Origin of the sequence: Thiocapsa imhoffii (assembly GCF_016583985.1) — a bacterium.
GTDB lineage: Bacteria > Pseudomonadota > Gammaproteobacteria > Chromatiales > Chromatiaceae > Thiocapsa > Thiocapsa imhoffii.
In genome coordinates this window covers 1-1,358 of record NZ_NRSD01000075.1, presented here as the reverse complement: position 1 = coordinate 1,358, position 1,358 = coordinate 1, and the positions used below count along the sequence as shown (strand labels likewise).

Here is a 1,358-nt window from a genome sequence, read left to right as displayed (position 1 = left end):
CTGAGGTATCCCCACAAATCCGCCCCCGGTCGCTCACTCGGCGAGCAGCCCATCATGGTCACTCGAGACCCATTGAGCCGGCGGCCCGATGGCGTCGATGAGCTCGGCAATGGTCGTGCGGTAGCCCTCCAGCGTCAGCAGCAGCCGAGCCAGGAACAGCCGTGAGTAGGCGCGGCGCTTGCGGCTTCCCGGTCGCAGACGCTCGTGCACCCCGCTGCGCTCCGCGGCGGCGCCGATCAGCCACAACAAGAGCGCCGCCAAGGAGGCGATCAGCACCAGCACGGTGTAGCGGCCCGCACCGCTTGAGGCGCTGCACTCCAGCCCTTCGCCGAAGTGCTGACTCTTCAGGTCGCGAAAGCTCAGCTCGATCTGCATCCGTTGGCGATAGACCCTGACCAAGCGCTTCGCCGGCCAGTCGGCAAGCCGGGTCGAGGCCACGAGCAGCCAAGGCTCGCGCGCATTGCGGGCGGCCTGCTGGCTCTTCTTCGAGCGCGAGCGCTTGCCCGCGGCCGTCTTCGCCCGGCGTCCCTGCTTGGGCTTGCGTACCAGCACGAAGGCGGCACGCAGCGGATTGCTGCGCACCCACTCGCCGATGCCGAGCGCCGTCGCCGTGGTGGTCGCCTCCGCGAAGAGGCGCTTGCAGCTGCGCCAGCGGTGCTTGAGCTTGACATAGTCGCGCCCGCGCACGCGCCCGACCCAGCGCCAGCCCAGCCGTTCGACCTCGCGGTAGAACGGCACCTTGAAACCAGAGTCGGCAACGATGATCGGCTGCGCCGTCGCCGGCAGCAGCGCCTTGAGCTGCTCGAGGAAGCGATGCTGCACACGGCGGTTGCCGAGGTTGCGCTGCGTGTGGACCTCCTCGTACAGCGTCAGGCTGCGCCCACCCACCGGCACGGAGGCCCGCAGCAGGTGCAGCGACTGATCGCGCTTCAGGTCGCTCCAGTCGATCACGATCAGCGGCTCGGCCACCCCGGCCAGCAGCATCCGCGCCAACGCCGCATAGATCTGCTTGGCATCGCGGCGCAGATGCCGGTTGGCCAACAACCGATCGGCGCGCTTGATGCGATGGCGCAGGTCCGTCCCGCCGCCGAAGCGTCGGCCGATCTCGGTCAGCGTCAGCCGCGGGCCGCTGACCGTCGCGGCGACGGCTTCAAGCAGCACGCTCAGGCGCCGACGGTGGATGCCGGCGAGCAACGGCGCGACACAACGCTGTAGAATCGTCAGTGCATGCATGGGGGGTCCTCCGCAGGTTTGGTCGCCCGTTGTGGACCATCAAACCCCATGCATGTTCATTTTCTCTATAGATTGCTTCTCTAGTACATTGTATCTAATGGCGTTTTATTGGGGATACCTCAGGG

1 protein-coding gene is annotated in these 1,358 nt (G+C 67.2%); it reads right to left on the bottom strand.

What is annotated here, in order from left to right; all coding sequences use genetic code 11:
* Positions 1-33 precede the first annotated feature (33 nt).
* Positions 34-1,233 carry an IS4 family transposase gene (locus CKO25_RS20700; protein ID WP_200389830.1) on the bottom strand — a complete coding sequence of 400 codons (1,200 nt, stop codon included), beginning with the start codon at positions 1,231-1,233 and terminating at the stop codon, positions 34-36.
* Between the last annotated feature and the right edge of the window lie 125 nt (positions 1,234-1,358).

Excerpts from the sequence above, each read along its gene's own strand:
- CKO25_RS20700 (WP_200389830.1), bottom strand. The coding sequence starts at position 1,233 with ATGCATGCACTGACGATTCTACAGCGTTGTGTCGCGCCGTTGCTCGCC.